The 5487-nt window shown below is 54.5% G+C and carries 7 protein-coding genes and 1 tRNA gene; 1 reads left to right on the top strand and 7 read right to left on the bottom strand.

The window, feature by feature from the left end:
- A tRNA-Arg gene (locus RMR24_RS00590) sits at positions 1 to 76 on the bottom strand.
- Between the two features lie 75 nt (positions 77 to 151).
- On the opposite strand from RMR24_RS00590, the gene RMR24_RS00585 reads away from it, so the two are divergent.
- Positions 152 to 658 carry a c-type cytochrome gene (locus RMR24_RS00585; protein ID WP_310613148.1) on the top strand — a complete coding sequence of 169 codons (507 nt, stop codon included), beginning with the start codon at positions 152 to 154 and terminating at the stop codon, positions 656 to 658.
- Positions 659 to 702: 44 nt separating this feature from the next.
- Here the strand turns inward: RMR24_RS00585 and RMR24_RS00580 are convergent, their stop codons facing one another.
- The 6 genes from RMR24_RS00580 to atpG all read right to left on the bottom strand — a co-directional run bounded on the left by RMR24_RS00580 (position 703) and on the right by atpG (position 5456).
- Complete coding sequence (locus RMR24_RS00580) at positions 703 to 1233, bottom strand: DUF2946 family protein (protein WP_310613147.1); 531 nt, start codon at positions 1231 to 1233, stop codon at positions 703 to 705.
- Entirely contained in the window at positions 1226 to 2206 is a 981-nt protein-coding gene (locus RMR24_RS00575; protein ID WP_310613146.1) for an alpha/beta fold hydrolase, read from the bottom strand. Before RMR24_RS00575 ends, RMR24_RS00580 begins: the two co-directional genes overlap by 8 nt.
- Positions 2203 to 2652: a nuclear transport factor 2 family protein gene (locus tag RMR24_RS00570; RefSeq protein WP_310613145.1), complete on the bottom strand. Its 450-nt coding sequence runs from the start codon at positions 2650 to 2652 to the stop codon at positions 2203 to 2205. Before RMR24_RS00570 ends, RMR24_RS00575 begins: the two co-directional genes overlap by 4 nt.
- 87 nt (positions 2653 to 2739) lie before the next feature.
- Positions 2740 to 3156 (bottom strand): F0F1 ATP synthase subunit epsilon, encoded by a 417-nt coding sequence (locus RMR24_RS00565; RefSeq protein WP_104796773.1) that lies wholly within the window; start codon positions 3154 to 3156, stop codon positions 2740 to 2742.
- An 8-nt stretch (positions 3157 to 3164) separates the two neighbouring features.
- On the bottom strand, positions 3165 to 4568 hold the full coding sequence (atpD, locus tag RMR24_RS00560) for a F0F1 ATP synthase subunit beta (protein WP_310613144.1): 1404 nt from the start codon (positions 4566 to 4568) through the stop codon (positions 3165 to 3167).
- A 21-nt stretch (positions 4569 to 4589) separates the two neighbouring features.
- Positions 4590 to 5456: a F0F1 ATP synthase subunit gamma gene (atpG, locus tag RMR24_RS00555; protein WP_310613143.1), complete on the bottom strand. Its 867-nt coding sequence runs from the start codon at positions 5454 to 5456 to the stop codon at positions 4590 to 4592.
- Positions 5457 to 5487: the final 31 nt, after the last annotated feature.

The following is a 5487-nucleotide window of genomic DNA, read 5'->3' as shown; positions in this document are numbered from 1 at the left end:
TGGTGCGGCTGGCGGGGATCGAACCCACGACCCTTGGCTTCGGAGGCCAATACTCTATCCACTGAGCTACAGCCGCACTTGGGTGACTTGCGCATTGTAGGCCCCCGCTATAATTTGCACAGTTCTAAAGCTACCCTCACAGGATTTAAAAATGAGCAACCAACACCACGAAGAAGACCACACAGGCCCTATCAAAACACCCAAGCAACTTTTGATTGCTGTTCTGTATTCGTTTGTTTTGCCCGTGTTCATCATCATTGGTTTGGTGGCTTACGTGACGTCTGCAAACAAGCCACAAGCTGGCTCGTCCAATGAGCCTGAGGCTGTTGCTGCGCGTATTCAAAAGGTAGGTGCCGTTGAAATCAAAGATGCCAACCGTGCTGCTCGCAGCGGTGAAGACGTTTACAAGGCTCAGTGTTCGGCGTGTCATGCCAACGGCGCTGCTGGCGCACCTAAGTTTGGTGATGCGGGCGCTTGGGGTGCCCGAATTGGTAAAGGTTACGACGCTTTGTTGACTTCTGCCCTCAAAGGCAAAGGTGCGATGGGCCCACAAGGTGGTGGTGAATTTGAAGACTTCGAAATTGGTCGCGGTGTGGCTTACATGGCCAATGCTGGCGGTGCTAAGTTCGCGGAACCTAAGAAGCCAGAAGTCAAGTAATGTTGACCTCACAAAAAAACCGGCCTTGGCCGGTTTTTTTACGTCTAACTATTTCTGTTCACCTGCTGAGGGCTGCGCACATAGCCAAAGCGTTGTGGCAAATCGCGTGTTGGCATTTGTTGCGGCACCCACAGGCCTAACTCGATGAAGTCTGCCGCCTGCAACACGTCTTGCGTGTGGACCAAGCCAAAGCCCTGCTCTGTGTCCAGATACAAGCGTCCATGCTCATCCACAATGCAGCGCTGCATGCGTGCGGCTGATCCGGTATGTGATTGCACAGACCCATCGGGCTGCAAACGCCACACCCAAGGCGTGGCTTCTAGCTCAACATAAACACGCTGTGGACCATTTTGAAAAAACCATTGACCTTGTTTGTCACTGGCATAGTTGCGACCGATGAAGTCCACCAGCTTTTCATGCGCCAGGCGTGAACCTTTGCTTTGTGTAAACGTGCCTAACGCTTGCGCTTGGTCGTCACGCATGTACCAATCGCCTCGTGCGTCTAGCCCTAGCCATCCGTAGCAGTCAGGCACATCAGGCCACTTGGCCATGGCTTGTTTAACGATGTCATCCATGTTGTGTCATCCATTGCGTCACAGCCCAGGGCATTTCTTGTAAATCGGCGGGGAAAGTGCCTGAGACAAACCCCACATGACCACCCGCATCAGGTTGCCACAGTGTGACGCTGTCACTCACTTGGCCCTGAATTGGCAGGCTGCTGGCGGGAATAAAGGGGTCGTTGCGTGCATTGAGCACCAATGCTGGTATTTGCACGCGCGACAAGCCGGGCTTGGCACTGGCGCGTTCCCAATAGTCATCGGTATTTCTAAATCCGTGCAGCGGGGCCGTGAACACGTCATCAAACGCATACAGCGTGTTGGCAGCCTGCAGCTCATGTGGGTCAAAAAGCCCCGGAAACTGTTGCAGCTTTTGCATGGCACGCGGCTTCATGGTGGCCAAGAACATCCGTGCGTAGATGGCTTTGTTCAACCCGCTGTCAATGGCGTGGCCGCTAGCAGTGAGGTCGATGGGCGAGCACACAGAAGCAATGCCATTCACCACATGGCAAGCAGCCTGCCCCATCTCACCACCCCAGCGCATGAGTGCGTTGCCGCCTAGCGAAATGCCCACGGCAAATATGGGGCCCTGGTGTTGTGCGCGCATGCGGTTCAGCATCCAGCCAATTTCTACAAAATCACCCGAGTGATAGGCACGTGGTGCCCAGTTGATTTCGCCGCTGCAGCCGCGAAAGTGTGGCACGGCCATGCGCCATCCGCGTTTTTGCGTTTCTGCTGCAAAGGCTTGGGCATAGTGACTGCTGGATGAACCTTCTAGCCCATGAAACAACACCAGCAATGGGGCATCTTCTGGCAGCGGTATGCCATCAGCTCGCCAATCAACATCTACAAAGTCGCCATCGGGCGTGTCCCAACGTTCACGCGTCCAACTGGGTGCGGCGCCTGTGTAGCGTCGCGCAACTTTGGCGGCATAAATTGTTTGTGCATTGCCGCCCGGCAACCACCATGGTGCTTGGTAATTCCAAATCAATGCAAGACCTGCGGTGCATCGTGTGCTTGAGCATGCGTTGGGGCTGTGCCAGGGCTGGCGTGATGCGCCACCATTCTCCATCCTTGAGCGGTGCGTTGATACACGTTGGTTGCCACGACCACGGCCTCTTGTGTGCCATCGGTCGTCAACAGTGCAATCCGCTCAATCACGTTGTGCATGGCACTGGTGAGCGACTCCACCTTGCACACATGCTCGGGGCGCGCTGCGATGGTTCCATTAACAAACATGGCTTCAAATGCTGCACGTATGCTGGCATTGCCCACCAAGCGTGGGCCACCGGGGTGCACGCACACAATGTCGTCTTCGTCCGCCCAACAGCTCATGAGCTTTTCAATGTCACCTGTTTGTAGGGCTTCGTAAAACTGGGTTTCAATGGCGTCTGCTGTTCCGCCTACGGTGGCAGCTCGGAGTTTGTCTTTAGGCATGGTGCAAATTGTCCACTGTTTTAGATTGGGCAATAAAAAAGCCCCAGCCTTGAAGCGGGGGCTTTTGGACGCTGACGCGCACACTGTTTACTTGTGAGCGCGGTAGCGGCGCAAGGCCGATAACTCAGCAGCCAAGATGGTCAACTCTGAACGAGCGCGAGCCATGTCGACGTCTGATTTTGCGTTCTTGACGGCTTCTTCAGCAGCAAGTTTGGCAGCGTTTGCTTTTTCTTCGTCCATGTCTTTGCCGCGTACAGCGGTATCAGACATGACGGTGACGCAGTCGGGTTGCACTTCAAGAATGCCACCTGCCACGAAAACAAACTCTTCGCCACCATCAGCCGTGTGAATGCGCACCGAACCGGGACGGATGCGTGAAATCAGTGGCGTGTGGCGCGGATAAATACCGAGCTCGCCCGCCTCGCCTGGCAAAGCCACAAAAGTGGCTTCGCCGGAGAAGATCAACTCTTCTGCGCTGACGACATCTACGTGGATGGTACTCATAGGATCTCTCAGATCTTCTTAGCTTTTTCGAACGCTTCGTCGATGGTACCGACCATGTAGAAGGCTTGTTCTGGCAGGTGGTCACACTCGCCGTTCACAATCATCTTGAAACCACGGATGGTTTCAGCCAAGGTCACGTATTTACCGGGCGAGCCAGTGAACACTTCAGCAACGTGGAAAGGCTGAGACAGGAAACGTTGGATCTTACGAGCGCGGGCCACAGCCAGCTTGTCGTCAGGAGCCAATTCGTCCATGCCCAAAATCGCGATGATGTCACGCAATTCTTTGTAGCGTTGCAAAGTGCCCTGCACAGCGCGAGCTGTGGAGTAATGCTCTTCGCCCACAACCAATGGGTCTAATTGACGGCTGGTGGAGTCCAATGGATCCACAGCGGGGTAGATACCGAGCGAGGCGATGTCGCGAGACAACACAACGGTGGAGTCCAAGTGAGCAAAGGTGGTCGCTGGAGATGGGTCGGTCAAGTCATCGGCAGGCACGTAAACGGCTTGAATAGACGTGATAGAACCCACTTTGGTAGAGGTAATACGCTCTTGCAAACGGCCCATTTCTTCAGCCAATGTAGGTTGGTAACCCACAGCAGAAGGCATACGACCCAACAAGGCGGACACTTCGGTACCGGCCAATGTGTAGCGATAGATGTTGTCCACGAAGAACAACACGTCTTTGCCTTCGTCACGGAATGATTCCGCGATGGTCAAACCTGTCAACGCCACGCGCAAACGGTTACCCGGGGGCTCGTTCATCTGACCGTAGACCATGGCCACTTTAGACTCGTTCAAGTCTTTCAAGTTCACCACGCCTGAGTCGGCCATCTCGTGATAGAAGTCGTTACCTTCACGGGTACGCTCACCCACGCCAGCGAACACGGACAAGCCGCTGTGCGCTTTAGCGATGTTGTTGATGAGTTCCATCATGTTCACGGTCTTGCCCACACCGGCGCCACCGAACAAGCCGACCTTACCGCCTTTGGCGAAAGGACAGACCAAGTCAATCACCTTGATGCCGGTCTCGAGCAATTCTTGCGAAGGGCTGAGTTCGTCATAGGCAGGAGCCTTGCGGTGAATCGTTGCAGTTTGGGTTTGGTCAACAGGGCCACGTTCGTCGATGGGGTTACCCAACACGTCCATGATGCGACCGAGAGTGGCTTTGCCCACTGGCACGGTGATACCGGCGCCAGTGTTCGTCACCATCAAACCACGACGCAAACCGTCGGAAGTACCCAACGCGATGGTACGGACGATGCCGTCACCGAGCTGTTGCTGAACTTCCAGAGTCAGTGCAGTGCCTTCGAGCTTGAGCGCGTCGTAGACCTTGGGCATCTGGTCGCGTGGGAACTCGACGTCCACCACAGCGCCAATACATTGAACAATCTTGCCTTGGGCATGAGCCATTTTTTGCTCCAAAAATTAAAATCAGACAGCAGCCGCACCGGCAACAATTTCCGAAAGTTCTTTCGTAATCGCAGCTTGACGCGTCTTGTTGTAAACCAGTTTGAGTTCGTTGATCACGTTCCCAGCGTTGTCGGTCGCAGACTTCATCGCAACCATACGGGCCGATTGCTCGGACGCCATACTTTCAGCCACGGCTTGGTAGACCATCGCCTCTACGTAGCGAAGCAGCAACTCGTCGATGACGGTTTGTGCATCCGGTTCGTAGATGTAATCCCATGTGCCGTGACCTTCGTGAGGCTTCAGCGCATCTGCCGACAAAGGCAGAAGTTGCTCAACCACAGACTCTTGCTTCATCGTGTTGATGAATCGTGTGTAGCACAGCTGGATCGAATGGATCTCGCCGTTGACGTACGCATCCAACAACACTTTGACGGGGCCAATGAGCTTGTCGAGGTGTGGGGTGTCACCGAGTTGAGTCGCATGCGACACAACTTTCACACCCGAACGTCCCAAGAAGCCGAGACCTTTGTTGCCGATGGCTACTGCTTGCGCTTTGTGGCCTTCGGCTTGCAAGTCTCGCAGTTTGTTTGACAACATACGCAACACGTTGGTGTTGAGGCCGCCGCACAAACCTTTGTCTGTGGTCACCACGATATAGCCTACATCCTTGGCACCGTTCAACTCCATGAAGGGATGAACGTACTCAGGGTTGGCCTTGCCGAGGTTGGCCGCGACGTGACGAATTTTCTCGCTGTAAGGGCGAGCCGCACGCATGCGTTCTTGCGCCTTACGCATCTTAGACGCGGCGACCATTTCCATGGCTTTGGTGATCTTCTTGGTGTTTTCCACCGATTTGATCTTGCCGCGAATTTCCTTACCTGCTGCCATTTGAGGCTCCTTGTGTCAGGTAGGAATTAAG

The organism is Limnohabitans sp. (assembly GCF_031539105.1).
Taxonomy (GTDB): domain Bacteria; phylum Pseudomonadota; class Gammaproteobacteria; order Burkholderiales; family Burkholderiaceae_C; genus Limnohabitans.
The sequence above is the reverse complement of the archived record's forward strand: the minus strand, read 5'-3'. Positions and strand labels throughout refer to the sequence as shown.